Below are 26580 nucleotides of genomic sequence, written 5' to 3'. Positions count from 1 at the left end.
TGTATCTGATTTAATAGAAGGACGCTTTGCCCAGCGAACCGAAAAGTTCCATTTTTGCGTGGACGGTGCTGCGGGTTTGGGCGATTGCCGGGCCATACATCTTCGGCGGCAGAAAACCATGGGTTTCATCCAGCGTTGCCTGCAGGGTGCGGAAGAAGGTCTGCTTAATATCGCTGGAAATGTTGACTTTCTGAATTCCGATCGCGCAGGCCTGACGGATTTCTTCATCCGGATTGTCGCTGCCGCCGTGCAAAACCAGCGGAACCGGTGCGACTTGATGAATTTGCTTCAGCAGCTCAAGCTGCAGCTTCGGGACAAAGCCTTTGGGATATAAACCATGAGCTGTACCGATCGCGATAGCCAGAGCGTCCACGCCTGTGCCTTCAACAAACTTCACTACATCTTCCGGATTGGTATAGGTGATGTTTTCCACGCCGCCCTCGTCCGAGGTGCTCATCGCGCCGATCGTTCCGATTTCGCCTTCCACGGATACGCCGCAGGCATGAGCCAGTTCAGCAACCTGCCGGGTCAGCCGCATATTTTCTTCAAATGGAAGCTGGGAACCGTCGATCATCACCGAAGTAAATCCGGCCTGGATCGCCCGCAGGCAATCCTCCGCCGTCTTGCCATGGTCCAGATGCAAAGCAAAGGGAACGTCACTGTTGCGCATCCGCAGGGTTACATAGGCAAAGAATTCCGGCGTGGCGAAGTTAAACTCTCCCGGCGCAAATTGCAGAATCGCCGGCGACTGCGTCGCTTCAGCTTCCTCGATCACAGCCCGAACCAGATTCAGATCGGTCGTATTAAAGGCTCCGACAGCAAACTGTTCTTCTCTGGCTTTCGCCAGCATTTCTTTCAATGTGATCAACATGGTGATTACTCCACGTTGACGAAGGAGATTTCATCCAGTTCGTCTTCAGAAATTTCATGCCCCAGATCCTCGCCGGTTTCATCCGCCGCGCTGACCGGACGCTTTAAGAAGGAAAGCACAACGCCGGTAATCACGCTGCCGATCGCCAGACAGATCAACCCTTTCATCGGATCGCTGAAGAATGGGAATGCGATGAAGCCGCCGTTGAGCAGTTCGGAAGAAACACCCCACATCATCGACAAGCCGCCGGCGACCGCCGAACCGACAACGCAGGAAACGACAACTCGAACCAGATCCCGCGCGGCAATCGGAATGACGCCTTCAGTGATCATGACGCAGCCCATCGGCACCGCGGATTTCAGGGTTTCTTTTTCATTGCGGGTATATTTTTTCGGGGTTAACAGACAGGAGATCGCGATCCCAAACGGCGGAATCATCGAAGCGATGATCTGCACGGTCTTCGCGTCGCGAATCCCGTCGGTATACAACGCGTTGGCAAACGCTGTCGCGACCTTGTTGACCGGACCGCCGAAGTCAAACGTCGCCATACTGCCCAGCGCCGCGCCGTAAATAAACCGCGAGCCTTCCGACAGCGAGGTCAGGAATGTGGTTAACAGATTGGTCAGCCAGGTAATCGGACCGACGAGCACGCCGTACATCAGCAGCCCGGCAGCCGCTGTGGATAAAAACGGAATGATAATGACCGGCATGATGCCTTCCAGCGATTTCGGCAGCTTGATATACTTTTTGATCAGGACGACCAGATAACCGACCAACAGGCCGCCGATCATACCGCCGATAAACCCAGCTTTGATATTATTCGCGACATAACCGATGATGAAGCCCGGCGCTAACGCCGGACGGCCGGCGACGCTGAAGGCGATGTACGCGCACAGCATCGGGACCATCAGCTGCATGCCCAGATTGCCGGTCTGATACAGCCAATAGCCGATCCCGCTTTCACCGAGGTTGGCGACGCTCTGGCCTGCGATCAGACGGCCGATCGCCATCGTTAAACCGGCGGCGACAACGAGCGGAATAAAATAACTGATGCCGGTAAGAATGTGCTGTTTCATTTCTCTAAACGTTTTTTTCATGCGAAGTTCCCTCTTTCTCTATGGCTTTTTCTACTTTCTGGATCAAGGCGATCGGGTTTTTGATTAAGGTCGACGTATCGACTTTAACGACTTTCTTCCCCTTGAAGCGTTCCATCCCGGTAATTGCCACGTCGATCGCCAGAATCACGACATCCGCAGCTTTGATGTCCTCGGGCGTCAACTCATGCTCAACGCCGATTGTTCCCTGCGTTTCGCAATGGATTTGGTGTCCGCGGAGCTGCGCGCTTTTCATCAGCTTTTCACGGGCGATGTAGGTGTGGGCGATCCCCGCCGTACAGGCGGCCACGCCAACGATCTTCATCATTTTGATTCCTCCTTTATCACGGCCGGAAGTCCGATCAGGACCCGCGCCGTTTCTGCCTGTAATGTAACCGAGGAGCATTCCGCCGGGATCAGGGCGCCCCAGCCCTGAGTGAGGGTGACGCTTTCCTGCGGCGTTGTCAGTTTGACGTCGCCGTCAATCGGCACGCACAGCCGGTGTTCGTCGGTATTGGCCAGTGTATATTCCCCATGAACCTCGACGATCTGCATCCCGAAGGCGTCGGTATCGGTCTCATCAATCATCATGACCGATCGGCTTGCGCCCTGGAGGACTTCCGCCTTCGGATGCATAATCACCCGCCGGCGGATTTCGTCTTCCGTATAGGTCGTCATATCAAACAGTCCGAGGCCATGTTCGCCATCCAGACCGTTGAACATTTCCTCATCTGTTAACGTCACGCCGTTGACCTGCCGTTCCACGCGGATTGTGATATCGCTGCATTCGTGGATTTCCAGAAACAGACAGCCCGGCCCCACGGCATGCGGCATCCCCGCCGGGATCAGAATGACGTCGCCCTGCTTCACTTCAATTTTGTGCAGGCAACTCACCATCGCCGCGACGTCCTGCTTTTCAAACAGAGATTTCCACAGGGCGGCGGTAACTCCCGGCAAAAAGCCGGCATATATGCAGCTGGGCTGCCCGTTCACGGTCTGCGTGCGGGCGATGTACCAGGCTTCGGTCTTGCCGCAGGGGCTGTGAAAATAACGCGCGGCGTCTTCCTTGTGCGGATGGCATTGAAGCACCAGCCGGACGATCGTATCGCCGGCGCGCGCCAGCACGCCGAGCTGATTGGGCAGCCGTTTCTGACTGCGCGGGCCAAGCACGCCGGAAGGATCTTCCGCGATGATCGCGTCCAGCCGTTTGCCGCCCTGCGCCGCGATTGTGCGGCTGATCGCATAACCCTCGCCATGTCCCGATGAGATTGCGCCGATCGAGGTGACCAGCAATTCTTCACATTGATGATTGTTTTCAGCGGGTTCCATTCTCCGCCATTGATTTAACAGCGTGCCGCCGATATACGGACGGGTGATTCGATCATGATCAAAAATCCAGATTCTTGAGGAAGCTTCACTCATAATTTTCCTTCTTTCTTTCAACCTTTCGTCACTCTGCCTGAGACAGATGTCATTTATTTTTCTGATGGCTGCGGATGGGAAGGGGCCGCTGGTTAATCAAGGTGCTGATCCTTCATCATCAGGTGGACGGCGCTGGTCTTAAAGGTCAGCGGCAGCGCCAGAATGTTGGGATGCCCGCCGACATATTTCTGTTGGGCATCGGCCAGCGCTTCCTCCACAGTAGCGCGGGTTTTCATGCCCATCGCACGGGCGTAGCCGGGTTCCATCGCTCCGGTGATATAAATTGCCGCGGTGTTCATCTCGGCGATATGCGCGCATGAGATCATACTGAACCCGTGGAAGGGATGGAAGGCGTTGGCAAACCGATAACGCCGGATGTATTCCGCGTTTGTCGCAAAATATTCCCCAACCCGGTTCATGTCCGGCAGCGTATTCATCTGATCGTGCTGGAACATCTCAAACATCTCGCGCGTATACGGCCACAGCTCATCGTGGAAATACCCGTTGCACAGACTCTGGCAGATGATCACGCAGCGGTCGCTCATGATGCGTTTCAGCCGGATCACCTGCGCGGAGATCGCCTGCATCAACATGATCGGGTTCGTGCCCATTCCCTCGCCATAGTGGAAAAACTGCGGCGCCCCGAAAATCAGCACATCGTATTTCTTTTCCGCCCACGGCACATAGGTTCGCCGATCAGCGACCTTCCAGCTTAACGGCATCATTTCTTTCGCATAGCCGGAAAAGATCGCGATCTGCCGGGACTGCGTGTCCAGCACGGCGTCGCAGCAGAAGAATTTCTTCCCCATCCGCTCTTCCATCGTCATGCTGATCTGATTGAATTTATCACGCATCAGGCTGTGGCCGCTGACCGGCGTGAAATCAGCCCGGTGCATGACGGATGGGACATGATGCGAAGCGATCGAACGCCAGTGCGTGATCCCGGTGGCCGAGTGTTTGTAGCAGCCGGAATAACCGCCGTAGGGGTTGCCCTGGACATGGCCGATCAGAATTGCGACATCCGCGTCGTAAACATATTTGTTCATGATGACCGGATCGCCCTGTTCGGTTTTCCCCAGATCGACCAGATGTTCATAATCTTCCGAGTCGTGATTCAGAATTTGCCCCGTCCCCCAGAATTCTCCAAACAGTTCCGGGCCGAGGATCCCGCGCAGCTCCGGCTCGGTATTCTTGCGGTGCAGACCATTGGAACAGATCAACAAGATATCCTGATGCCGAACCCCTGCCGCGATCAGTTCGTCGACGATCAGCCGGATCGCCACCTTGCGATGACTTGTCGGCTGCTGCCCGCCTTTCACCCGATCGGGAAAAACGATGACGCAGCGGCTGCCGGGATGAGCCAACTCGCTTAACGGCGGCATGCCGATCGGATGAAGCAGACTGTCCTGCGTCGCCTGTACCAGCTGGTCTTCCGGAATGTGGGGCGGATCCGGCACCGTCACGCCCGGGATAAAGATGTCGGTCGTGTCCGGCAGTTCGGCCCAGATGGTTCCCGGGCCGTATTCCAATTCTACTTTCATTTTCGCGCCTCCTGATAGTCCTGCATGATTTCCAGAAATTCATCGGGGTAAAACCCGATCTCGCCTTCAAAACGGGTCAGAGCGATCAGCCCGCCGTCGATTTGGGCAATCCGCGCGATCGCTGCCGCGTTGGTTTTCTTCAAACCGCCCCCATAGACGACCGGAACGGGAATCACCTGTTTAATTTTTACGGCCGCTTCCCGAATCTCATCCGGCGAGGCCGGGATTTTCCCCGGTCCGATGCTCCACAGCGGCTCATAGGCGATCACGACTTTTTTCAGATCCGCGCCCGCCAGGCCGATTTCCAGCTGGGTTTGCAGCACGCTTTGCCACTTCGGACGCTGCGCGGCGCTCTCGCCGATGCAAAACAGCACGTCCAGTCCCGCTTTCTGCGCAGCCAGAACTTCCTTATTCAACGTCCGGGAAATCGCGTCTTCCGCTTCCACGCCGGCCGCTTCCAACAATGCGCGTTCTTTTGCCCGTTGTTCGCCATGACCGATCATCACCGCCCGGCAGCCCAATTCCACAGCGGCGTTCGCGGTCAGACTCGTCGTAAACGCTCCGAAATTTCCGCCGGCCTCCGTATCAAGACCCAACACGCCCTGCGCGCCGACATGGATTTTCTTCGCCGCTGCCACTGCCGGAATTAAATGAGCTTCCGGGAAGAAAAACGTCACGTCGGTTTGGGAAGTGAACGTGAATCCTGATTCTACCTGACGGATGATCGTCGCTGCCCATTGATCCATCGGCGCCAGACGATTGACGCCGCCTCTGCGGGGCGAAATATCAAAACGTTTTAAATTCACATAAAGATGATCCATGGTTTACCTCCAATCCCGGATCGCCTGAGCGATCGTTTCCGCATCCAGACCATAGCGTTTCTTCAAATCATCGCGCTTGCCTGAAGTTCCGAAGCGATCCTGGACTCCGATCCGGCGGACCTGCCCCTGTCCCAATTCGGCGACGACTTCGCTGACCGCACTGCCCAATCCGCCGATAACATTATGATCTTCAGCGGTCAGGATCTTCCCGGTCCTGGCGGCGTAATGACAGATGAGTCCGCGATCAACCGGCTTGACTGTGCTCATATCGACAACCGCAGCCGCAATGCCTTCTCTTTCCAGAATCTGCGCTGCCTGCAAAGCTTCATACACCAGATCACCGATGGCCAGAATCGCAGCGTCGGTTCCATCCTTGACGACAAGACCTTTTCCGATTTCAAACTTGACGTCCGGGCGATGCACCGCGGGGGAAGAAGTCCGCCCAAACCGCAGGTAGACAGGACCCTCGTGGAGAATCGCCGCCTCCACTGCCGATTTCACCGTAAATTCATCGCAGGGAACGATCACGGTCATTCCCGGGATCGCCCGCATCAGCGCCAGATCCTCAATGCACTGGTGGGAGGCGCCGTCCTCGCCGATCAGCACGCCGCCATGGGTCGCACCGATTTTTACATTCAGATGAGAATAAGCGATCGCGTTGCGGATTTGTTCGTAAGCCCGGCCCGCCGCAAACATCGCGAACGTGGAAGCGAAGACGGTTTTGCCGCAGCTGGCCATGCCGGCCGCTGTGCCCATCAGATCTTGTTCGGCGATGCCCATATCAAAGAAGCGTTCCGGATATTTCCGGGCAAACAGACAGGTCTGTGTTGCCTTGGACAAATCGCCGTCCAAAACGAGAAAATCATAAGTTTCCCCCAGTTCCGCCAGCGCTTCGCCATACGCTGTCCGCGTGGCTTTCGTCATGCTTGTTCCTCCTTGTGAAGCCGCGCTTCCAATTCTTTGCGGGCTTGTTCACTTTGTTTTAAATCCGGCGGTGTTCCATGCCAGCCGACGATATTTTCCATAAAGGAAACACCCTTGCCTTTCACCGTATTGAGAATGATGGCGGAGGGTTTCCCGGATGCGGCTTTGGCACGCTTGATCGCCTGGTCGATGGCGGCGACGTCGTGGCCGTCGATCGTCTGCACAAACCACCCGAAAGCAGCCAGCTTCTTTTCCAGGGGTTCGATATTCATTACCTGCGCAGTTGGACCGTCGATCTGTAAGCCGTTGCGGTCGACGAACAGCGTTAACTGATCGAGCTTATAATGAGCGGCCGTCATCAGCGCTTCCCAGATCTGTCCTTCCTGCATTTCCCCATCCCCGCAGATGCAATACACGCGGTAGGTTTTATGGTCGACCCGGCCGGCTAACGCCATGCCATTGGCGCATGACAATCCCTGGCCTAACGAACCGGATGACATATCCACCCCCGGCGTTTTCGTCATGCTGGGATGTCCCTGCAGGATTCCGTCAATCGACCGGAATTTTTTCAGCTCCGCCCGGTCAAAATACCCATGCGCCGCCTGCGCCGCATACAGTGCGGAGGATGCGTGGCCTTTCGATAATACCAGCCGGTCGCGGTCCGGCCATGCCGGTTCCTCGGGCCGGATCTTCATGTGTTCTCCATAAAGTACCGCAAGCAGTTCGCAGATCGACAACGCTCCGCCGATGTGCCCGCTTTGCGCCGTGGTGATTTCATCAAGGATATCCAACCGCATCTGATCCGCGGCGATTTGTAATTGTCGAACATTCATGACACTCGCCTCCTTGCCTTAATCATAAAAGCAGAAATGCCATGAATACTGAACGATCAGGTCCAGAAAGTTCCGGTAAATTTGACGTTATTCCTTACAAAACGATACAGATCCGCCTTTATGCCACTTCGCCCCTGTGTCAGACATGCCTGCGGATCGGGTCAGCTGCCTGAATCTTGCGTGAGGAAAAATGGCTGGGGAATCAAAGAAAGTCTGGTTCAATCGGACATTTTCGAAATACGCAAACCAACGCAGAAAAACACCTCAGAACAACGTCAAGTCAGCGAACTCATCACACCCCTTGCCGATCTTTGCATGGGCATGGAGTTTGCCTTTGCCAAAACAAAGCGCCGGCTAAACTTCGTCCTCCTTTTTTGACTCAGGCCTTTTTTCGCTGAGCAAACGCAAAAAAAGATCCCACCTCCGGATCAGAAATGAGATCTACTTTATGGATAAAACGCCGGTTCTTCTGTCATTCCGACTTGTCGCTGCCGCTTTGTCCCGCTGAATTCTGACGTTTATTTCTTGAAATTCAGATAGTTTGCCAGATTGGCATTCGAATCCAGTCTGGCTTTGATCTTCGGTGTACGGCAGCTCATCAAAACGGTAACGCCCGGGCCATGCCCTGAAATGTAGCTGTCGCCATGGATGATGACGCCGATCGTCACGGCACCCTGGCAATAATCCGGGCCATGATCGTTGCAATGATCCTGAATCATTACGATATCGCCGAACCGCAGTTCCTGCAGCCTTAGCTCCGCAAACGATTTCGCGTCGCGCGTCATGATATCATAATCGCCGCTCAGCATCGTATCGCTGCCCAGGCCCGAACCCATTAACGCCGCCGGAATCACCTTCGTGACCGGCACGACCAGACAGCCGTCCTGTTCCTCTATCCCCATCTTATTCAACAGCTCCGGGTCCAGATTCATGACGGTGATTTCCGGATAATCCGTCAGCGTCATCCCCTGACCGCAGGCTTTGACTAAAAATTGATCGTCGACCGTCAGTTTTTCCAACACTTCCTGTTCAAAGGCAATCATGACGTGATCAATACCGCCGTGCTTTCCCGTAACGTAGCCTATTGCACCTTTTGCTTCGCCGGTGATGACCTTAGCCTGATTGCCGATGCAGGTCAAGGTGTTGTACGCCATATCCATAGCCGGATCGGGATTCTTCGTACTGACGCCCGGTTCGACATGATCGCCGGCCAGCCCCATACAGCCGTCGCCAATCTGGAAATTATACGTGATCCCGCCGGTCGCCGGCAGAATCCATGGCCGTCCGTCGCTGCCGACGCGATACTGGCGTTTCATTACCGGCGGATGAACCTTGCCCTGAACGGATTGCATGACTAAATGTTCTTTGTTGAATTTGATCATTGAAATTCCTCGCTTTCTCATTGAGCCTATTATACCATTTAATTTTCATTGCATAAAAGCGAGGATTGTCCCCGCTGTTAATATTTGTGTCTTACGCCTTTGGATCACCGTCGGCGCAGGGATGTGATTCGCCAGCCGTCTTCCGTTTCTTTAAAGTTCAGCAGCAGCTTCACCGTCTTCTTTTCGGTGGTATAGGTAACCGTGACATCATAATCCCCGCCGCTGAGTTTTGCCACATCACTGATCTGACGGCAGTCTTGAGTTTGCATTGCCTCCTCAAAGCCAAGAAACCGGTTAAAGTTTTCCGGCATTCGGTTGGCGACAAATGCCTCGATCGCCTCATCTGTCATCACTGGCGAAAGATAATCCTGGATCTGAGCGCCCCAATCTTCTGCCAGCGCCGTTCTCTCGTCCAGCGTTTTGGCATCATCGAAAAGATCCTGCGGCATGGCTGGGATCGTGTCTGTCAATTCCAGAAACTGTTCCGTTTGAGTCCGCAGAATTTCCTCGGTTGTAGGTTTTGTCTGGCAGCCAAACAGACACAGGGTGATGATAAGACAGAAGAATCCTTTTTTCATAATCTACTCCTCCTGATCAGGATAAGAAATCCTTACATAAGCCGTATCAATCAGCCATCGCGGCGAATCTGCTTCAGGGTTGGGAACAAATGAGAGAATCAGTTCACGTACCCACATATAGCCCGGATGCGTGATCTTGATCGCATAACTTACGCTTTCACCCTGCCAAACGATTCCCAATCGCTTTTTCTTATAGGTAATGTACTCTTTCCAGCTTAATCCGGTCAAGCCTTGCAGCGTATACGCCTGATCCTGAACTAACTGTTTCATCCCGGATTCGCTCATCATCGGACCCAAAACAGCCTCAGCCTGTCGGTCAAGATCTTCATCCTGACGATGAAAATTCAGGATAATTACTTCCCGCAAAAAACGCCGGACGATCGTTTCAATTTCTTTGTCCTCTTCCTGATGGGAACACCCAACTAAGCCAAATCCCAGCAGAATCCAGATCATCATCGTGATGAAACCTTTGTTTTTCATAATGTTCATCCTCAATTCAGAAGAGAAGTCTTCTAAAACATCATTTCATCTTCTTCTTTGTTCTAATTTGTCAATTTGTACTTCTCATTTCCGACAGTTTCTCATTCGGATGGTTGATTCACTATTTTTTATTTATTTTTAAACAGTATTCTTTAATTTCATTATAGCTGAAAATTGGAGAAAACAGTGATTTTTTTTATTTTCCCGCAATTTTTCATCTGTTTTACAGGATGAATTTTCTTTGCTTCATCCTCGAATTCCCCGCGAAGGGTCTATCACGGAGAGAAACGGGCAGAATAAAATTACGGGAAACAGATTGTTCTTGACACGTTTGATATAATTAAAGACGCTGAAAGGAAGGCGATCAACATGGTTATGGCGGTTTTATTGACATTTGTTGCGGGGGTACTGGGCACGCTTCTGGGAGGAGTTCTCGGTTTGCGGATCGACCCGAAGTCATCGCAATCTCTGAGCTGTCTGTTGGCGTTTTCCGCCGGCATGATGATCAGCATGATCTGTTTTGACCTCATGCCGGAAGCGCTGGAACAGGCGGGATTGGCGATTGCCGTCGCCGGCTGCGGTCTGGGCGTGCTGCTTCTGTTGAAATTTGACGGTCTGTTTCATCATCATGATGAACAGCCGGATGAACTGGATGATCTGCATCATCACCATCATGCGATGGAAGAAGTCAATACTAAAAAGTTAATGCAGCTGGGTCTGATGATGATCGGCTCAGTGGCGCTGCATAATTTCCCGGAAGGCATGGCGGTCGGCTCCAGCGCCTTGTACGAAGTAAAGACGGGAATGATGATGGCGCTGCTTCTGGCGCTGCATAATCTGCCGGAGGGCATGGGCATGATCGTACCGCTGCGCAGCGGCGGAGTGGGCAAAGGCAGGGCGCTGCTTCTGGTCGCGTTAAGCGGACTGCCGACCTTGATCGGCGGGGTTGCCGGCGTGCTGCTGGGTTCGATCAGTCCGGTGTTTATCGGATTCACGCTGGCGCTGGCAGCCGGATGTATGTTGTATGTCACTTATTATGAAATTTTGCCGCAGGTCACGCTGATGGAAAAAGGCCGGCGTCCGCTGGTATTCCAGCTGGCCGGGTTTCTGTTAGGCTTCGTGCTGATTTCGATCATGTAAAGAAAAGCTGAAATTGACGATCAGGATCGCGATGGGATCCTTGTTCAATCTCAGCTTTTTCTGTCTGCGCCGTTACTCTGCGGTAAACGGTGTTCCCTGACCTGATTCAATCTGATCATAAGCCTGCTTGATCAGATTGAAATAATTTGGCGCACCGGCTAACGTGGCGCCGGTCGTGACATCCGCAACGGTCCATTCGCCGGCATCATTTTTCGCAATGTCTGTCGATTCCGGGTATGTTCCATAATTGACGCCGTGATCGTAAACATAGTTTTTGATCAGCTCGATATTTCCCGGGAAGGTGATCGGACTTGGCCAGAAATCGACGCCATGATGAATCGACGCTTTTGTTCCAATCTGAATTTCGGCCGCCGGTTTTCCTTCGCTGTCCAGCAGCTGCGCAGGTTCCGTTATTCCTTCATGATACCAGGCGCCGCCTTCCTGCGTTGCAACATAGGCTATGAATTCAACGTCTTTGCCATGGACCGGCGCTGTATAAACAACCTGATCGTCCGCCGACGACGCTGTCCAGGTCAGTCCGTTCAGTTCAAAGGCTGCAGGATAACGCTTTTCGCCTGCCGTAATGACGGCGCCGCCTAAGGCTTCCGCTTTTTCATCGTCGAGAATAGCCCAGCCTTCTGCCCCGCCGGCCGAAACCGGAAGCAGAGCTTCTACAAAATCAATAAAGACGACTTCCTTGGTTTCATCATTGACATAAACTGTCGCTGCAATCGAACTGTCGACAGAATCGCCTTCCTGATTGTAAACGCCATAGACAGAAGCACAGGTCAGCTTCATGCCCTCTTTCGCTAACTGTTGGACGTCGATATCCCGGTAATCTACCGTCGTCGGTTCAGCGCTGGCTGTCGGTTCCGGCATTGTTTCCGGGGTTGCCGTTGGCGCAGGGGATGTGGAACAAGCCGCCATCATCAAACCCGCCGTCAGTAAAGCAAGACTGTGTTTATTCTTCATTTCTTTCCCTCCTAATTTTAGTACATTGTACTAATTTAGAGTTTAATCGTTTGTTACTTCTTTGTCAAGACCCAGGTTTGTTTGTCAGATTGCAGAGCACATGCTAGAATTAAACAAGGTGATCGCTGATGAAAAAAAATCTGAAAGAAGAAATTCTAAAAACAGCCCAGACCTTTTTTAATGAAAAGGGGTATCAGGAAACGACGATGCGCGATATCGCGTCAGCTCTGAGAATCAGTCTGGGCAATTTAACTTATCATTTTCATAAAAAAGAAGACCTGATGATCGCTCTGCTGAAATGGCCGGATTTTCTAAATCAACCGCCCGCTGCAACTTTTGAAGAGTTGTTCGAATTAATCCGGGCGATGATCGAAAGCTTGATCGTCAATCGCTTCTTCTATACCGAAGATGAACTGGGCCGGGCAACGCCGGAGTTTTACCGTCATAACGTCGATACGGTAAGCAGGATTGAAAATCATCTTGAGCAGTCTCTGCAGCAGCTCAGCGATCAAGGCTGGCTGATCCCCTGGACAAGCGAACAGGAAAGGCATGCGTTTACGCGGATGATCATGGACAGTCATATCGTATGGATTAAAAATTCTTTTTACCGGGAAGCGCAGGATCAGATTTCATACGCTGATTTTTTGGATATTCACTGGTATTTGCTACAAAGCCATGTTCAGAAAGAAAAATTGACTGAATACCTTAGTTGCCGAAAGACTTTTTTCATTTCAAAGGCCAGGATATAATTCTGTGATAACAAAATGAAGCAGCCGATTCTCATTCAGGCTGCTTTTTTCAACAAATTAGAAATCCGCGGGCACGACAATCGGCTCCCGTCGGACCTTCGACCAGGCAAATTCGCCGATCAGTTCCCGGGCCGTGATCGGTTCATAATGATCGCGCAGTCCCGTCAGCCAGGCCAGCTTCCCGATCAGCTCCGGCGCACTCCAACGTTGGCGCAGCTCGCCCAGATCCAGCGCCTGATCCCGTTTGGATAACCGCTGCCCGTGTTCGTTCATCAACAAAGGAATGTGGTAAAACTCGGGGACAGGCAGGCCAAGACATTGATAAAGATAGATCTGGCGAGGGGTGGACGATAACAGATCCATCCCCCGGACCACCTCGGTGATTCCTGTCAGACCATCGTCAATCACCACCGCCAGCTGATAGGCAAACACGCCGTCGGAACGCCGCACAATAAAATCGCCGCAGGTCTGATCCAATCGTGACACCCCCTGTCCCTGAAGTCCGTCCTTCAACGCGATGACCCGATTGTCCACCCGGACCCGCATTGCCGGCCGGCGGGTTTTCTCAAGCGTCCGTTTTTCCTGTTCGCTCAAATTCCGGCACCGTCCGCTGTAAAGCAATTCCCCATCCGTTCCGTGCGGAGCACTGGCGCTGTGCAGATCCGTCCGGCTGCAATAACAGGGATAAATCAGGTTCTTCTTCTGCAGCTCACCGAGCTTTTCTTCATAGATTGCCGTACGCTCACTCTGCCAAAGCGGTGTTTCATCCCAATCCAATCCCAGCCAGCGCAAATCATCCAGGATCTGTTCAGCAAAAGCGCGCCGGCTGCGCTGCGGATCCAGATCCTCAATCCGCAGCACCCAGCTTCCCTGCTGAGATCGCACGGACAGCCAGCTTAACAACGCCGCCGTCACATTGCCAAGATGCATCCGTCCGCTGGGACTGGGCGCAAACCGTCCCCGGACTTGTCCTTTTTCTCCCATAACCTTCCCCATTTCCTTCTCCGGCGGTCTGCGCTTCACGAGCTTTCCGTATCAGCGTCATCCGGCCGGATCTGAATATTTTTATGATAAAACTTTTTCAGTTAAAAGTAAAACAGACCGTCGATTCCGATCTGTTTTCCGTGTTCCTATTTCATTTCTACTCTTTCCTTCAAAACTCAGGTCCTGACAAAGCCCAGCCCAAGCTTCGATTGATTTGCATTTGCCGCAGAGCGTATCCTCCGTTCTGAGCCGGGCTGTCTATTTCAACAAAGGCAGACTCAGAATAAATTCCGGCGTTCCGCTGGACCCCGGGGCGATTTCATACTCGTCATAGACAACGACAACCTGACGATTTTCATTAATAAAGAATTTCTGATTCGCGCTGAGTCCGGCATATCCACCTTCCTCATCAAAATCGAAGAACGAAGATGGGTTTTCAGCCAGCTGGCGTTCGATCTGGGCGCGGATTTGTTGATCTGCCGCCGCAAGATTCTCCGGGCCTATCGCCTCAGCTAACGTCAGCTCCTGTCCGGTTTCCAAGTCCAGATTGAAGAAATAGCGCTGATCATACCCGCTGGCCATCGTCGTTGTCGTGTCGATCGAGAAGCTCAGCAACGTTCCCTGATTGTAGTGAATATGATAATCGGCATAAAAATCAACTGGATAATACGGCTCCTTCTGACTGGCAGCCTGTTTTTTCAGCGCTTCCGCCTGGCCGCGGGCTTCGGCGGACAGCTGGTTCAGTTCTTCCTCAATCCGCTGATTAATCCGCTTTTCAAATTCCGCATTGCCGCTGTTTTCCACCTTCGGCAGCGTGATGTGGATGACTTCATTCGCATCTTCCTTATCAATCTGCACGCCCGTCACAAGCCGCAGAAATTCGCCGATCACCGGCAGTTTCGCTACATTTTGCGCAAACACCGGCGACACATGCATCATCAGAGTAAAACAAGCCGCCGCGGCCGCAAAGCTGATCAGCCCTTTCATTACCCACCGGGGTTTTTGCGTTTGTTTCTGTCCCTGAGCAATCGCCTGTTTTACCCGTGCGTTCAGCTGGGGCGGAAGCGGTTGATTCTGATATTCCTCTTTGGCCTCTATCCAAGGTTCCTGCATTGTCTACACCTCCTGTTTCAACTGTGTTTTTAATAATTCCAGTCCTTTATAGACCTGAGATTTGATCGTATTGACATTGGTCTGCGTCATGGCCGCGATCTCGTCAAATTTCAGTTCTTCAAAAAAGCGCAGGATGATCACCGTTCGCAGCTTTGGTTCCAAGGCCATCACGGCCTGAAACAAATCGCTGTATTCGATCGGCGATGTATCCTGAGTATACCCCTGATACTCCTGCAGCGATGCCTGACGCTGACGTTGTGTGATCTGTTTGCGGCATGTTCCGTTGGCTTCGTTGATGCAGATCCGCACTAACCATGTCCGGATATATTCCGGCTGTCGAAGCTGGCCGATTTGCGAATACGCCTTGACGATCGTTTCCTGTACGACGTCCAGCGCGGACTGTTCCTCTTTGACAATGGAAAAGGCGATTCTGTACAACATCGCCTGATGTTCCAGAACCGTTTTTTCCAACAGCTCCTTTTTTTCTTCTCTGTTCATGAGCCTGCTCCTTCCGATCTAAAACCAGATTGCCGCCGCGATATCACCTCCGATTTTAGAAAAAGATCTTTTTCCGGGTTTCTACTTAATTAGGTGTTAAACCTGTGGTAAAAGTTGGAATTTCGTTTTCTTTTTTATACGATTTCCAATTTTATGGATGGCTGCGGAAAACAGAAAAACCGGAAACGCTCTTCTATCCGCGATCTTTTCACACTCGCTAAAATGGAAAACCCTCTTTTCCCATGGCGAACATGGCCGGATCCGGAAAAGAGGGGATTCTGTTTCATGCCTGGAGCGGGACATGTTCATCCTGTCCCGGTCTTTTCTGCTCCTGACACAAACGTAATGAATATTTGTTTATCGGAAAGCCTGCCGGCTGCGCATGACCAGAAAGGTCATCATGGCCGGATCGATCAGATTCAACAAGTTAAATGACAGATCGACATGATTCAGAACATTGATCAGGAAAATCGTCGCGCACATCGTCCAATATAAACGCAACCCCAACAAACGTCCCTGCATCAAAAGCGTCAGACACCACAGACTGATCGCCGCGATCCCCAGCATCATCCAGGCCTGACCAAACAAACTCTCAACCGCGATGATGGCATTGTAAATCAGACTCAGCTGCAGCCAGAAACGACAGAATTTACTCATGCTTCCGTTTTCTCCAACAAAACGATGGCCTGGGCCAGCACGCCTTCTTCCCGGCCGACAAAACCGAGCTTCTCCCCGCGCGTCGCCTTGACGTTGACCTGATCCTGCGCGCAATGCAGCGCCTGTGCGATGTTTTGACGCATCAACGGGATATGCGGAGCCATCTTCGGGCGTTCAATCATGATCAGCGCGTCGACGTTGCCGATGCGATAGCCTTTGCTTTCCATTAATTCTGTCACCTGTTCGAGCAGAATCAAAGAACTGATGCCTTTGTATTGCGGATCGGTATCCGGAAAATGCTTTCCCAGATCCCCTTCGCCTAAAGCGCCGATCACCGCTTCCGCGATCGCGTGAAGCAAGGCGTCAGCGTCGGAATGTCCGACTAATCCTTTCGTGTGTTCAATTTCAACGCCGCCTAAAACTAAACGGCGGCCTTCCGCCAACTGATGAATATCGCTGGACTGCCCAATTCTAAACATGTTTTATCCTTCTTTCTTTTGTGTTCTTGAACGCCGATCCCCAGATCAAACCGCGGGTATTTCAGAAATCCATCTTTGATTTTCATCCCTGGGGAATGGGAAACGAATTCTTCTTTCTTTTATTATAAAGAATACGGCGTAAAATCGCATCCTTTCTCTGAAATATTTTATAAGAACTTTTCCTTATTACGTCCTGCGCAGCGGTTAAAAGCTGAGTGTTAAAGATCAGAAAAGCAAATGATCGAAAGAATGTTCTTCACCAGAGACCGCCAGCTCCATTTCAATCTCGTTTGTTCCACCCCTTCTCTATCCCGGAAAAATGGAAAGTCTGCTTGACATAGCAACGAAGCATGCTATACTATAATGGAAAGCAAGCTTTCCATGAATGGAGGAGGTTTATGAAGAACAGACTGGAAGCGCTGCGTAAAGCGCGCGGCATCAAGCAGGAAGAATTGGCAGCCGCCCTGGAAGTTTCCCGGCAGACGATCGGCTCGCTGGAAAACGGCAGGTATAATCCATCAATTTTGTTAGCTTTTAAAATTGCCCGCTATTTTGACGTCAGTATTGAAGATGTTTTCATTGATGAGGAGGAATCAAAATGAAAAAAAGAAACGCACTTCTGCTTGCCGCAGCCGGATTGCTTTTGATTGCCGCTGGTTTTCTTCTGCTTCGCACATCCATTTTTCCCGTTGATAATCTGCCCGCTCTGCCTTATCTTTTGATCGGCGTTGGCTGCGGCGTTTTCGGTCATGGCGCAGGCGCCTGGATCAGCCGTCAAGCTTTAAAAAACGCGCCTGAGATTCAGAAGCAAATCGAAATTGATCAGCGGGATGAACGCAACGTTCAGATCGCCAATCGGGCGAAAGGCAAAGCTTACGACGCGATGATCTATATTTTCGGTGCTTTAATGGTATCGTTTGCGCTGATGAACGCGGATCTCTTTGTCATCCTGTCCTTGGTCGCCGCCTACCTGTGCGTCGTCGGCATTTCGGTTTACTATCGCGTGAAGTTTGACAAAGAAATGTGAAGTTGCTAAACAGTCAGTCAGGCTCACGAAAAATACAGGATTTTTTCAAAATTCACAAGGGAAGCCGGCCACTTCCTTTTTTCTTTTAAATCCGAAACATTTCCGCGGAATTTCGCGTTCTTTCCGCATGGATTGACAGTTTTCTTTCCGCCGACTTTCTGTTATCATGATGGAAAAGGATGTGGGAATCATGAATGGAATCGCCGTGATCGGAACGTCAATGATTGATCTTGTCGTTGTCGGCCGTCAGACTTTTGAAATGGAGCATTGCAACAAAGCGCAGATCGTGCGAAGCTTCGGCGGATCAATGCACAATGTCGCTTATAACTGCGGTTGTTTAGGTCTGGAAACGCATTTTGTCAGCAAGTTCGGGCGCGATGACGCCGGACTGGCAATCGTCAACGAGCTGCAGAAAAAAACATGTTTCGTTTACGGCCCGGTTGTCAATCAAAGCACGCCGGTTTTCATCTCGGCTTCCGATCCGGAAAAAGGGCTGTACTTTTCGTCCATCCAGCCGGAATTTCTCTTCCATGGCGAAGGGGAAGATCTTCCTTACTGCGTCTTGGGAGAATGTGACTGGGGAATCACCGATCAGACCGATCTCACATTCTTAACGACGCTCTTAGCCAAAACGCCGCAGACACGCTGGATTTTCAGCGGTCAGATTCCGCCGGAGGCCACATTGGACAAATGGGAAGGAATCGTGCTCAACCGTGATGAAATGACAGCTTACGCCGGCTCAGTCCCGATGGCGCAGGCTGCGAAAGCGCTGTTGAAAAAAGGCGTCAGCTGGATCATTATTACTTTGGATAAGGATGGCGCGCTGTTAGTAACGCTGGATGGGATTCGCCCGTATCCAGCGGAGAAGGACGGCGCTTATCCGCTGGGCTGCGGCGACGCGTTTTTAAGCGGACTGCTCTTAGGTCTGACGCAAAAGAAACCGATCGAGCATTGTCTGCATCCCGCTTTGGCCGCGGCGGCAATCGTGCTGCAGGAGCCTGCCGCATTGTCAGAAAAGCTATGTCAGCTGAAACCCCGAACCGCTTCCCAACCCCAGTAAATCGGCAGATAAGCCAAGCCAAATGAGAAAGATTGATAAAACTCCGTTTCCTTCAATTTTAATCGCTATCCTTGATTGAAGGTGCGATCAAGGGGATTGAAAACCGGGATTATCCTGCATCTATTCCTTCAGTATGACAAGGTTAGAGGATTAGGACTATCTCCGCCAGAAAAATCAAGAGGTTCACCTCAATTCTGATTGATTAGCGGTAAATCATGACCAATATTTTGTCGATCTTCCACAAAAGAATTGACATCCTGCGGAAATTGAATACAATCAGGGTATAGATTCGATGACAAGAATAAGTAGACGGAAATTTCTGAACCTCACCAGAGAGCCGGATCCAGGTGTAAGCCGGCAGGCAGAATTCCAGCCGAAGTCCTCTTGAAGAAGCCTTCTGAACTGACAGTAAGAAGTGCCGGACGCTGATCCCGTTAAAGACACAGCCCATTGACAGATGGGAAAAGAGCCGGAATTTTCCGGAATCAAGGTGGTACCGCGGTCAAGCCGTCCTTTGTTGGACGGTTTTTTTGTGGATCGAACTGGAAGGAGAGTTTTATGAAAAAATGTTCTAAAAAGAATCTGATCCTGCTGAGCCTGACGTTGTTTTCAATGTTTTTCGGGGCTGGCAATCTGATTTTCCCGCCCTTCCTGGGACAAAATGCCGGGACGCAGAGCCTGCCGGCGTTAATCGGTTTTCTGATCACCGCGGTGGGTTTCCCGGTGCTGGGGATCGCCGTTGTGTCCCGCTTCAATGGTCTGGATGTTCTGGCCCAGAAGGTTCATGCCGGATTCGGACTGTTCTTCGCGGTTTTGATCTACCTGTCGATCGGACCGCTGCTGGCAACGCCGCGGACAGCTACGCTGCCCTTTGAGATGGCGATCCTGCCCTTGCTTCCGGAAGGCAGCTCCCCGCAGCTTTCCCTTCTGTTGTTTACGAGCGTATTTTTCCTGATCGCCTGGCTGCTTTCCCGCAATCCAAGCAAGCTGATCGACCGGCTGGGAAAGCTCCTGACGCCGACGCTGTTAGTGTTGATTGTGGCCGTCTTTGCCGCCGCGCTGCTGCATCCGTTAGGACAGCCGGCCCTGCCGCAGCCCGATTATGCATCCGGGCCGTTAATCAAGGGATTTTTAGAAGGCTACCTGACGATGGACGCGCTGGCAGCCCTCAATTTCGGCATTGTCGTTTCTTTGAACATCCGCGCGCTGGGGATTGACGACGATCAGGAAGTCATGTCCACCAGTATGAAAGCCGGCTGTCTGGCGGGGTTGATTCTGGCCGTGATTTACATCATGTTAACGCTGTTAGGCACTTCCCTTTCCGGCATGCCGATCGGCGCTAACGGTGCGCAGACGCTGACGCTGGCCGTCACTTCGCTGTTTGGCGAAAGCGGCCGCTGGGTCATGGCGTTGATCTTCCTGTTGGCCTGTATGACGACTTGCGTCGGCTTGTTAACCAGCTGCAGCGAATTCTTTTCCTCACTGACGCCGAAAATCAACTATTCTCAATGGTTGTTATTCCTGACGCTGTTCGCGCTGGGCGTTTCCAATTTTGGGTTATCGGCGATTCTGTCGATCTCCGTTCCGGTGCTGAATATGATTTATCCAATGGCGCTGGTTCTGATCCTGCTGGGATTGGGCGATCCTTTATATAAGGATAACCGCCTGATCTATCCATTGACTGTGTTCAGCACGGGTGTCGTCAGCGTTCTGGCTGAGCTGGATACCCTGGGTTTACGAATTCCCGGACTGACCCAGCTGTTGGAAAGTCTGCCGCTGGCCTCGCAGTCACTGAGCTGGATCTGCATCGCAATAGTGATGTTTGGCCTTTCGCTGATTCTGGGCAGAAGAAAGAAAGCAAGGCGTTAACCTTTTTCTAACAATCAGACAGGAAGCGCCATGTTTTATAAATCAGACTTATCTTTCATGGGCAAGCACGTCCTGATATACTACTTTTCTTGATTTCTGTTTCCTATTTTGTCTGTTGTTTTCCCCCAGCTTTCTTCATCCATTACATCACGATAATCACTTTGCCTTCGGTTAGAATTTTGATGCTTGTGCCACTACTGCACAGTGATCTTCCATATCCAGTTATCACCCTGGCAGGTTGTGTTAAAAAAAGCTGATTTTCCCCGATCATCCGGAAGTCAGCTTTTCGTTTTCCTATTCGCAAAAAGGCAGTTCAGGCAGGCCGCTGCCGCTTATTCCTCGTCGTTTTTCAACAGGATTCCGCCGACGTTGACGCGGAAAGTCTGAAAGGCGGCCCACTTCACCGGCGCTTCGGCAAATACGGCCACCGCCGCGTCCAGTACCGCTTTGAGATCCCAGGCGATGAAGTCCAGATATCCACAATTCAATCCGGAAGCCCCGCCCAGCCAGGCTGCGGCGTCCATCCCGGCCCTTTCGCTGATCTTCGCTTCCAATTCATCGCGGAAATCCAGGATCGCTTTCGCCCGGTCTTCCCCCTGAAACCCGTCGATCGGATAATAGAAGAAGCCGGCGGCGATGCCGTCCTTATGCAGATCATCAACCGCCTGCGTTATCCCACGCAAATACTGCTGGATCAGCACCGGGCAGCATGTCGAACCGGCCGTCACATCCCCACGCACCTGTTCCTGGCGTTTCTCGTCCGGCTCCATCCGATATGCAGTGTAGCTCTTCAGTACACGCGCCGGATCGCGGCTGAGATCCAGCCCCATCTCACGCAAAGCCTCCGGCAGTTCCGCCAGTGTTATCCCCGCATCACTTTGCGGCTGCGAGTACAGCTTGACCTCGTCAATCACCGACATCGCGGCAATCTCGCCCAATGTCTGATCAATGAAAACAGACAAAATCCACCAGACCTGATTTTCATTTTCCGCCATAAGCTCTGCCAGTGCCGGGCAGCAGACCGCCAGCGACACCGTTTTTTCAGTGTGCTCTGTAATCCACACCTGCACTTCGTCCGCCGAAAGCTCCCGGCCCGCGATCCGCAGCGCCGCTTTGAGCGCAGGCTGGCGGCCGATCATCACATTCCAGCGTTTTTTCAAGCTCTCCGGCATCTGCTTCTGATAATAATCCAGCGCTATCAAGCGTACCCGGTCGCCCTCAGGCGTCAATATCAGATCATAACGATCCTGATTGCATCCCAACTCAAAGGCGATCTCTGAAAATGCCGGATGAAGCAGCCGGGTTGTCTGATTGATGATTTCCTCACCCTCAACCCGATTGCGCCTCCGCACCCGCAGCACCTGTTCTTCACGCTCAAACAGCTGCCAGCTCTCCTGCACCCGCTGCCGAAACGGCTTCTCAAAGCGCGGTAAAGCTAAGCGTCTGCGGCAATCTTCGATCAACGCCAGCGTATCCTCATCGCCCGGCCGGGCGTTTAGTGCCCGTTCAAAATAGGTCAGCGCCGGGCCTTCCTGATCAAGATAATAATAGGCGTAAGCCATCCGGAAATTCCAGGTATGCTCCTTTCCCAACGGTTCTTCGACCCTCTTTAACAGCTGGATCGCTTTCTCAAAATTTGCCCGGTCATTCACGTCCGCGGCATTATTATACGCTTTCGCCAGTTCGCTGATCAGTTCAGGCGTGAGCTTTGCCTCTTCCAGCGCTTCGATGGCATCAATGATTTGGGTGTATTGTCCGTTTTCGTTCCAGAGTTCGATCTGTTTCCACAATTCCATTTCTGATTTCCTCCCTGAGATCAGCGCGGCTGACCCACATTCCACATTCAAGTTGATTTCTTTCTTACAATCCATTCAAGGGTTCATCCTTTTCCCCGCTGAAGCGCATACACCCCCGGCCGGCAGCTTTGGCCTGATACAAAGCCTGATCGGCATGGTACCAGAGCTGATCAAACTGTTGTCCCTGCTCCGGGAACCGGGCGGCGCCCAGACTGGCGCTGACAGGAATCGTCAGCCCTTTCTGTTTTCGAAGCGTTTCCCAGACACTCATCAGCCGGTTGGTTTCCTCTATGATCCCCGTGGTGGAAAGCGGATTGATTTGATCCCGGTCCGATCTGAGATAGAGGATGAATTCATCGCCGCCGATCCGTCCGCTTAAGGCGTCAGGAAAAACGGCGAGGATCGCCTGGCCCAGCGTTTCCAGCACCTGATCGCCCAGCGGATGTCCCATCGTATCATTGATCTGCTTAAACCAGTCGATATCCAGCATGATCATGACGCCCGGGCGGCCTTCCTGCATCGCCGCGCTGATCTGCACTTCAACCCACCGGCGGTTCAGCAGCCGCGTCAGCGAATCATGCCGGGCATTGTATTCCATCCGGCGGTAAGATTCCTCCAGCGCACGTGTTTTCTCTTCCACCAGCTGTTTCAGCTGACGGTTGGATTGTTCCATCAGACGGTGCGGAAAAAATTCATCCGTCCCCTGTTCCGGATCAGGAACCGACTGATGTACATGCAGAACCCGCCATTGATTGCCCATCTGACGCAAAAGTATTGTAAAGCGGAACCGGCCGATGAATTCCAGCGGATTCTCGGTCTGTTCCCGAACCCGCAGCTCGCCGATCACAAGCGTGCAGTCGGCGCTGACCGGCTGACTTTGATACCACTGATCCTCAATGATAAACGCCGTTGTCCGCGCGCTGATTTCCGCGGCGATCTTCTGCACGAACATCTCAAAACTGCGGCTGACCTCATGTTCGCCGGTACCGATGATTGTCGTTTCCGGCAGAAAACAATGATCCAATAAAGTATAATTTTGTTTTTCCAGATATTCATGCCAGAGATACCGGCAAAAAGTTTCGGGGGAAGGCAGATTTTCCATGCGATCAACTCCTTGATTTTTCAGCCTTGCTTACAAACATGTTTCATCCGGTCGACCGGGCAATGAAATTCCCGGCCTGTCGTTCGGTATATCCTGAAATTTTATCGCTTCTGTGCGTTTTCAAAAACTTGTTTTGTTCGATTTTTGAATCAGCTGTTTCTATTATAACGAACTTCCGGATAAATGTCTTTAACGAGAACGGTAAATCCGGCGCTGCCCGCCGGCTTCCGGATCTGCCCGGGGTAAATCAGGCTCGGCCTGCCAACTTCCCGATGCCGCTTCCGCAACTTTCAAGGGAAAGCGAGAAATGGACAGTTTCCGCTTTTTAAGCTACAATCAGTACCAGGAGATGAGCGAGATGTCAAATTCCCGGATTTCGATTTTCTGGGCGACGCTGCGGCATGGGCTGCAGATGCTGGGACTGCTTTGCGCCGCGACGGTTGTCGGCCTGGTATTCCGCCAGCTGGGTTTCCCGGAAACCAATATCGTCCTGTTATACCTGCTCGCCGTGCTGCTGACGGCCTGGATCACCCGCGGCTACGGTTACGGCGTCCTGGCGTCGTTAGCCGCCACGCTGATCTTCAATTACTTTTTCACAGCTCCCTACTGGTCGCTGTCCGTCGATGATCCAAGCTACTGGATCACGTTTGTGATCATGACCGTCACCGCCTTCATCACCAGCGCTCTGACTTCCAAAGCCAAGCTCAGCGCCCGGCGCGCGATGCAGCGGGAACAGGAGATCAAAACCTACTATACGCTCAGCCGAAGGCTGAACGAAGAAATTGAATTACCCCAGATCGCACGGCTGGCTGCTGAGGTTCTTTCCAACGCCTTGAACACGGAAATCAGCTGTCTGTGCCTGAACGAAAGCGAACAGCCGGCATCGCTTTACCGCGCTCTGCCGGGGCAAAGCGCCCTTTCCCTGCCCTGCGGCGGTCTGACGGCCGGGAAGGAAAGCCGCGAAACTGATCAAAGCGAAAAAACCGTCAGTCTGCCGTTACAGAACAAAGGGGTGCAGCTGGCCGTTTTGCGGATACCGGCGGAAACCATGAATTCGATGAGCGAATCGGACCGGCAGCTGCTTCAATCGTTAAGCGAAATGATCACGCTGGCGATGGATCGCTTCCGCGCCGCAAGACAGAAAATCCGCTCGGAAGAAGAAGCGGCCCAGGAACGGTATCGAAGCAATCTGCTGCGGGCGATCTCCCACGATTTGCGCACCCCGCTCTCAGCGATCATGGGCACCTCGGAAATGATTCTCGGCATGAGCGAAAACGACGATCCGCGCCGCGCTCTGGCATGGGATATCTATCAGGACGCCGACTGGCTGCACTCCCTGGTGGAAAACATTCTCAGTCTGACCCGCATTCAGGATGGGCATCTGAATTTGCATCTGGAAAAAGAAGCGGCGGAGGAAATCATCGCTTCCGCTCTCGATCACATTGCCAAGCGGGCGCCGCAGCGGATGATCAACGTTTCCATTCCGAATGAAGTGCTGATGATTCCGATGGACGGCAAATTGATCCAGCAGGTTTTGATCAATCTGCTCGACAATGCCTTGAAGCATACTCAGCCGCAGGATGAAATTACGCTGACGCTGCGGCGTGATCAGAACGAGGCTGTTTTCACAGTCCGGGATGGGGGCGAGGGTATCGCGGACAAAGACCTCGCGCATATTTTCCAGACTTTTTACACGACGCGCACCCGTCAGGCGGACGCGCAGCATGGCATCGGCCTGGGCTTGACAATCTGCGAATCTATCGTCAAGGCCCATCACGGCACGATCAGCGCCCGCAACCGCACGGATTGTTGCGGCGCGGAATTTACATTCCGGCTGCCTTTGGAGGAATCACAATGAACAAGTTTACAACCCGGATCCTGATCGTCGAGGACGATCCGCAGATTCGTAATTTTATCAGTTATGTCTTGAGCGCCGAAGGCTTTGCCAGCGACAATGCCGCAACGGCGCAGAGCGCGATGACGCTGCTGGCGGCGAATGTTTATGATTTAATGCTGCTGGATCTGGGACTGCCGGATTATGACGGCATGGATGTCATCCGCAAGGTGCGTGAATGGTCGGAAATCCCGATTCTGGTCGTTTCCGCCCGTGATCAGGATCAGGAAAAAGCCCAGGCGCTGGATCTGGGGGCCGACGATTATCTGACCAAGCCGTTTTCCACTACCGAGCTGATGGCGCGGATCCGGGTAGCGATCCGGCATGCGTTCCGCCAAAACACAGCGGCGGTCCAGAAGGTGCTGACGGTCCGCGAGCTGTCGCTGGATCTGGAAAAACGCCAGGTCACACTGCGAGGCCAGCCGCTGCACCTGACGCCGATGGAATACAATCTGCTGAGCCTGTTTCTGCGCAACAGCGGCAAGGTCTTAACGACCCGCTATCTGATCAGCTCGATCTGGGGCAGCGGATATGGTGAGGATACGCAGGCACTGCGGGCCTTAATGGCCGGGCTGCGGCGCAAGATTGAGGAAAATCCCGCGAAGCCCCGCTACATCGTCACCGAAATCGGCGTCGGCTACCGGCTGGTGGATCAGGACATGCAGAAAGGATAAAAAACAATGCAGAAAATACAAACACAGGAAGCGCTGGCCGCGCTGAAAAATGGTGAAATCCTGTTGACCCGGCAGGCGGATCAGGTGCAGTTTTACGCGCTGGTGAACGGGCGGGTCCGGATTCAGAATTCCAACAGCCGCTTCACGTTAAGCATCGAGGAATGGCAGGCCTTGTTCTTCAAAGAGGAATTCTGGCTTTATGAGCCGGTGGAAACGAGCGAGATCTCGTTGGAAAAAGACGCCGAATATTACGGCTGGAATCATAAATAATTCAACTTTCAAAGCAACAGTTCGACACAAGAGCTGGTCATAACGAAATGCCTGATTGAACACGCCGCAGGAAATCATCCGGCGTTGTTGCGGTGCGTGAAAAGTCCGTCATGTCCGGTTGGACGCACTTTCCGGCAAATTCAGAAAAACGCGCCTTTAAAACGAGCGCAAAGAAAGTGGTCGATCAGGACTGCATCAAGGCCGCTGGAAACGAAATGGATCGTTTCCGGCGGTCTTTTTTCATCCAGCTTATCCCCAGCGGCTTTGCTTTTTAAAGCATAATGTAAAAATCGCCATCAAAACCACCCGTAAAACGGGTGGTATCCTCTGGCCCTATAAGGGCCTTTTGT

The 26580-nt window shown here is 52.4% G+C and carries 28 protein-coding genes and 1 other annotated feature; of the genes, 9 read left to right on the top strand and 19 right to left on the bottom strand.

All coding sequences use genetic code 11. From position 1 onward, the window contains the following. Positions 1 to 10 precede the first annotated feature (10 nt). From I2G61_RS11865 to I2G61_RS11815, 11 genes are all read right to left on the bottom strand, one after another. Positions 11 to 871 carry a ketose-bisphosphate aldolase gene (locus I2G61_RS11865; protein ID WP_072683121.1) on the bottom strand — a complete coding sequence of 287 codons (861 nt, stop codon included), beginning with the start codon at positions 869 to 871 and terminating at the stop codon, positions 11 to 13. Between the two features lie 5 nt (positions 872 to 876). Continuing rightward, positions 877 to 1968, bottom strand: coding sequence for a PTS fructose transporter subunit IIC (locus I2G61_RS11860; RefSeq protein ID WP_072683120.1), 1092 nt, complete (start codon positions 1966 to 1968; stop codon positions 877 to 879). Beyond that, on the bottom strand, positions 1952 to 2290 hold the full coding sequence (locus tag I2G61_RS11855) for a PTS fructose transporter subunit IIB (protein WP_072683284.1): 339 nt from the start codon (positions 2288 to 2290) through the stop codon (positions 1952 to 1954). Before I2G61_RS11855 ends, I2G61_RS11860 begins: the two co-directional genes overlap by 17 nt. Further along, positions 2290 to 3387 (bottom strand): class I mannose-6-phosphate isomerase, encoded by a 1098-nt coding sequence (locus tag I2G61_RS11850; RefSeq protein WP_072683119.1) that lies wholly within the window; start codon positions 3385 to 3387, stop codon positions 2290 to 2292. Before I2G61_RS11850 ends, I2G61_RS11855 begins: the two co-directional genes overlap by 1 nt. 92 nt (positions 3388 to 3479) lie before the next feature. Further along, positions 3480 to 4928 carry a lactate racemase domain-containing protein gene (locus I2G61_RS11845; protein ID WP_072683118.1) on the bottom strand — a complete coding sequence of 483 codons (1449 nt, stop codon included), beginning with the start codon at positions 4926 to 4928 and terminating at the stop codon, positions 3480 to 3482. Beyond that, entirely contained in the window at positions 4925 to 5749 is an 825-nt protein-coding gene (locus I2G61_RS11840; RefSeq protein WP_072683117.1) for a triose-phosphate isomerase family protein, read from the bottom strand. Before I2G61_RS11840 ends, I2G61_RS11845 begins: the two co-directional genes overlap by 4 nt. 3 nt (positions 5750 to 5752) lie before the next feature. Then, positions 5753 to 6673: a transketolase family protein gene (locus I2G61_RS11835; RefSeq protein ID WP_072683116.1), complete on the bottom strand. Its 921-nt coding sequence runs from the start codon at positions 6671 to 6673 to the stop codon at positions 5753 to 5755. Further along, entirely contained in the window at positions 6670 to 7506 is an 837-nt protein-coding gene (locus tag I2G61_RS11830; RefSeq protein WP_072683115.1) for a transketolase, read from the bottom strand. The genes I2G61_RS11835 and I2G61_RS11830 overlap by 4 nt, the downstream gene beginning before the upstream one ends. A 518-nt stretch (positions 7507 to 8024) precedes the next feature. Beyond that, a complete protein-coding gene (locus tag I2G61_RS11825; RefSeq protein ID WP_072683114.1) occupies positions 8025 to 8888 on the bottom strand; it encodes a DUF4438 domain-containing protein in 864 nt (287 codons plus the stop codon). Between the two features lie 104 nt (positions 8889 to 8992). Continuing rightward, on the bottom strand, positions 8993 to 9466 hold the full coding sequence (locus tag I2G61_RS11820) for a hypothetical protein (RefSeq protein ID WP_072683113.1): 474 nt from the start codon (positions 9464 to 9466) through the stop codon (positions 8993 to 8995). A gap of 3 nt (positions 9467 to 9469) precedes the next feature. Further along, positions 9470 to 9946 carry a hypothetical protein gene (locus tag I2G61_RS11815; RefSeq protein WP_072683112.1) on the bottom strand — a complete coding sequence of 159 codons (477 nt, stop codon included), beginning with the start codon at positions 9944 to 9946 and terminating at the stop codon, positions 9470 to 9472. 369 nt (positions 9947 to 10315) lie between these two features. Here I2G61_RS11815 and I2G61_RS11810 point away from each other — a divergent pair, with 369 nt between their 5' ends. Next, positions 10316 to 11086: a ZIP family metal transporter gene (locus I2G61_RS11810; RefSeq protein ID WP_072683111.1), complete on the top strand. Its 771-nt coding sequence runs from the start codon at positions 10316 to 10318 to the stop codon at positions 11084 to 11086. A gap of 72 nt (positions 11087 to 11158) precedes the next feature. On the opposite strand, the gene I2G61_RS11805 is transcribed toward I2G61_RS11810, so the two are convergent. Next, positions 11159 to 12058: a hypothetical protein gene (locus I2G61_RS11805; protein WP_072683110.1), complete on the bottom strand. Its 900-nt coding sequence runs from the start codon at positions 12056 to 12058 to the stop codon at positions 11159 to 11161. Between the two features lie 128 nt (positions 12059 to 12186). Here I2G61_RS11805 and I2G61_RS11800 point away from each other — a divergent pair, with 128 nt between their 5' ends. Continuing rightward, on the top strand, positions 12187 to 12807 hold the full coding sequence (locus I2G61_RS11800) for a TetR/AcrR family transcriptional regulator (RefSeq protein WP_072683109.1): 621 nt from the start codon (positions 12187 to 12189) through the stop codon (positions 12805 to 12807). Between the two features lie 57 nt (positions 12808 to 12864). Here the strand turns inward: I2G61_RS11800 and gluQRS are convergent, their stop codons facing one another. The 5 genes from gluQRS to ispF all read right to left on the bottom strand — a co-directional run bounded on the left by gluQRS (position 12865) and on the right by ispF (position 16538). Beyond that, complete coding sequence (gene gluQRS, locus I2G61_RS11795; RefSeq protein ID WP_139248533.1) at positions 12865 to 13803, bottom strand: tRNA glutamyl-Q(34) synthetase GluQRS; 939 nt, start codon at positions 13801 to 13803, stop codon at positions 12865 to 12867. A gap of 246 nt (positions 13804 to 14049) precedes the next feature. After that, positions 14050 to 14904: an anti-sigma-V factor rsiV gene (locus tag I2G61_RS11790; protein ID WP_072683107.1), complete on the bottom strand. Its 855-nt coding sequence runs from the start codon at positions 14902 to 14904 to the stop codon at positions 14050 to 14052. Positions 14905 to 14907: 3 nt separating this feature from the next. Further along, positions 14908 to 15402, bottom strand: coding sequence for an RNA polymerase sigma factor (locus I2G61_RS11785; protein ID WP_072683106.1), 495 nt, complete (start codon positions 15400 to 15402; stop codon positions 14908 to 14910). 357 nt (positions 15403 to 15759) lie between these two features. Then, positions 15760 to 16059, bottom strand: coding sequence for a hypothetical protein (locus I2G61_RS11780; protein WP_072683105.1), 300 nt, complete (start codon positions 16057 to 16059; stop codon positions 15760 to 15762). Next, the gene (gene ispF / locus I2G61_RS11775; protein WP_072683104.1) at positions 16056 to 16538 is read right to left on the bottom strand and encodes a 2-C-methyl-D-erythritol 2,4-cyclodiphosphate synthase; all 483 of its coding nucleotides are present in this window, start codon (positions 16536 to 16538) and stop codon (positions 16056 to 16058) included. The genes I2G61_RS11780 and ispF overlap by 4 nt, the downstream gene beginning before the upstream one ends. Positions 16539 to 16936: 398 nt before the next feature. On the opposite strand from ispF, the gene I2G61_RS11770 reads away from it, so the two are divergent. The 4 genes from I2G61_RS11770 to brnQ all read left to right on the top strand — a co-directional run bounded on the left by I2G61_RS11770 (position 16937) and on the right by brnQ (position 20494). Further along, positions 16937 to 17140 (top strand): helix-turn-helix transcriptional regulator, encoded by a 204-nt coding sequence (locus I2G61_RS11770; protein ID WP_072683103.1) that lies wholly within the window; start codon positions 16937 to 16939, stop codon positions 17138 to 17140. Next, the gene (locus I2G61_RS11765; protein ID WP_072683102.1) at positions 17137 to 17565 is read left to right on the top strand and encodes a hypothetical protein; all 429 of its coding nucleotides are present in this window, start codon (positions 17137 to 17139) and stop codon (positions 17563 to 17565) included. The genes I2G61_RS11770 and I2G61_RS11765 overlap by 4 nt, the downstream gene beginning before the upstream one ends. 190 nt (positions 17566 to 17755) lie before the next feature. After that, on the top strand, positions 17756 to 18625 hold the full coding sequence (locus I2G61_RS11760) for a carbohydrate kinase family protein (protein WP_072683101.1): 870 nt from the start codon (positions 17756 to 17758) through the stop codon (positions 18623 to 18625). Between the two features lie 283 nt (positions 18626 to 18908). Beyond that, positions 18909 to 19143: a binding site (T-box leader), on the top strand. A 40-nt stretch (positions 19144 to 19183) separates the two neighbouring features. Next, positions 19184 to 20494: a branched-chain amino acid transport system II carrier protein gene (brnQ, locus tag I2G61_RS11755; protein WP_072683100.1), complete on the top strand. Its 1311-nt coding sequence runs from the start codon at positions 19184 to 19186 to the stop codon at positions 20492 to 20494. Between the two features lie 332 nt (positions 20495 to 20826). Here brnQ and I2G61_RS11750 read toward each other — a convergent pair whose 3' ends face one another. After that, on the bottom strand, positions 20827 to 22290 hold the full coding sequence (locus I2G61_RS11750; RefSeq protein ID WP_072683099.1) for a hypothetical protein: 1464 nt from the start codon (positions 22288 to 22290) through the stop codon (positions 20827 to 20829). Positions 22291 to 22354: 64 nt separating this feature from the next. Beyond that, positions 22355 to 23392 carry a diguanylate cyclase domain-containing protein gene (locus I2G61_RS11745; protein ID WP_072683098.1) on the bottom strand — a complete coding sequence of 346 codons (1038 nt, stop codon included), beginning with the start codon at positions 23390 to 23392 and terminating at the stop codon, positions 22355 to 22357. Between the two features lie 358 nt (positions 23393 to 23750). On the opposite strand from I2G61_RS11745, the gene I2G61_RS11740 reads away from it, so the two are divergent. Genes I2G61_RS11740 through I2G61_RS11730 form a run of 3 tightly spaced genes read left to right on the top strand, consistent with a single transcriptional unit; the run spans position 23751 to position 26230 of the window. Then, positions 23751 to 25250, top strand: coding sequence for a DUF4118 domain-containing protein (locus tag I2G61_RS11740; RefSeq protein WP_229100751.1), 1500 nt, complete (start codon positions 23751 to 23753; stop codon positions 25248 to 25250). Further along, entirely contained in the window at positions 25247 to 25960 is a 714-nt protein-coding gene (locus I2G61_RS11735) for a response regulator (protein WP_072683097.1), read from the top strand. The genes I2G61_RS11740 and I2G61_RS11735 overlap by 4 nt, the downstream gene beginning before the upstream one ends. Before the next feature lie 6 nt (positions 25961 to 25966). Continuing rightward, positions 25967 to 26230 carry a hypothetical protein gene (locus I2G61_RS11730; protein WP_072683096.1) on the top strand — a complete coding sequence of 88 codons (264 nt, stop codon included), beginning with the start codon at positions 25967 to 25969 and terminating at the stop codon, positions 26228 to 26230. Positions 26231 to 26580: the final 350 nt, after the last annotated feature.

The sequence above is a fragment of the Holdemania sp. 1001095H_141210_F2 genome (genome assembly GCF_015558105.1).
Classification (GTDB): Bacteria; Bacillota_I; Bacilli_A; order Erysipelotrichales; family Erysipelotrichaceae; genus Holdemania.
This window is presented reverse-complemented; position numbering and strand designations above follow the sequence as displayed.